Raw genomic sequence first — 1,405 nt, 5'->3', positions numbered from 1 at the left:
ACGTCAACGCATTGTTCGAGGCCAAGCGCCAGCTCCTGACTCCAAGCTCAAGCCCAGTCCCGCTGGATGAGGACGTGTCTGTGGATGAGGACGCAGATCCTAGGTTTGATGTCCACGCGGCAGTGCAGCGGCACTTTAGACCACTCCACAACTTAGTTCAGCTGGAGAAGGTGGCGGCGGAGGTGAACAAAGGCTTGCTTAACATCTGGGACGCCGCCGGCGGGGCGGAGGCCGTGCTCGATGTGTTGGGACACACTTCTTGGGCGATACAATCGGCTGAGTGACGTGCTGGGCCCAGGGGTGGGGCCGGCCCAATTAGGTGTGGAGGGTGGCTTGGGGACAGATCAATCGGATGACCGGTTCTATTCCGTTCGTTTGGCGACGGAGGACACAGGGTATTTGGCCGAGGTTTGGCAAGACGCCCCTGATCGATGGGTGCTGCTTGCCGTTACTCCGGATGCAGGCCGCGCTCTTCTGGACTTGAGGCGCCCGTTTCCGTCTTTGAAAGACGCGCTTTTGGCAGCCGAGGCTCTCGCGGGGCACGCCATACGGGCTGCGCGGCAAAGCACCAAAGGAAATGACCGGTAGCTTGGCGACTGATCATTTGCGCAGTGCGGTGCCATTCGCCTGCCCTGACCATCCTCCGCCAGTCGTTTTCCATACTTATGACGTTGGACAGGTGTCTCACTCTCCGCCATGCAGAGTCGCCGCCGCTCTAGGGGCTTGATCCCACTGACTGGGTTGCTGGATATGGAAGAACGCCGCCCTTGGGCAATTGTGCTTCTCCTATCGAGGGCCAGCCTCTGGTTGATCAGTCGGTTGAACAGCAGGGCGCAGGCGCCGTATCCACTTCTCGAAAGCAAGCAGAAAATTGCTGAGACGTAGCTCCATTGAACCGTCCAAATTGCCCTGGCGGACATCGAACGAGCGCGGGGCGTCTGCGATGAAGAGCTGGGGCGTCGGCATCGTTAAGGCACCCACGGCCGTCAGGGCGTGCCGCAGCTGTGCTTGTGCCAAGCGGGTGCCCCAAGGCCCTACGGTCGCTCCTGTTATGGCCACAGGCTTTCCCGCGAAGGCTGGACCGGCTGCGCCGCTCCGGGAAAGCCAGTCGATGGTGTTCTTCAGGACGCCTGGCAGAGACTGGTTGTACTCGGGCGTGGCTATGAGTATCGCGTCAGCTGYCGCGATGGCCGCGCGCAAACGAGCAACCCCGCCTAGTCCGCGTTCCCCCGTGGCCTCTAGATCCTCGTCAAACATAGGAATGTCGGCAATGGTGTCGTGCACCTTCAAGATCATCTGAGGCGGTGCCATCTGGGCGGCCGCATTCAAGAGTTGTCGGTTGTAGCTGTCCCGTCTCAGACTGCCAGCAACAGCGAGGACGTGGATTGAAGTAGCGGGGTATGCC

The 1,405-nt window shown here is 60.7% G+C and carries 2 protein-coding genes; one reads left to right on the top strand and one right to left on the bottom strand.

Annotation, left to right across the window (positions count from 1 at the left end; translation table 11 throughout):
- Positions 1-284: hypothetical protein (locus AC1DQP_RS20490; protein WP_478052430.1), on the top strand; the 284-nt coding region annotated here is incomplete at its 5' end.
- 502 nt (positions 285-786) lie between these two features.
- Here the strand turns inward: AC1DQP_RS20490 and AC1DQP_RS20485 are convergent.
- On the bottom strand, positions 787-1,386 hold the full coding sequence (locus AC1DQP_RS20485) for an NADPH-dependent FMN reductase (protein WP_478052431.1): 600 nt from the start codon (positions 1,384-1,386) through the stop codon (positions 787-789).
- Positions 1,387-1,405: the final 19 nt, after the last annotated feature.

The sequence above is a fragment of the Stenotrophomonas sp. P5_A8 genome (assembly GCF_056400545.1).
Note: the sequence above shows the minus strand (reverse complement) of the source record. Positions and strands in the feature narration are given on the sequence as shown.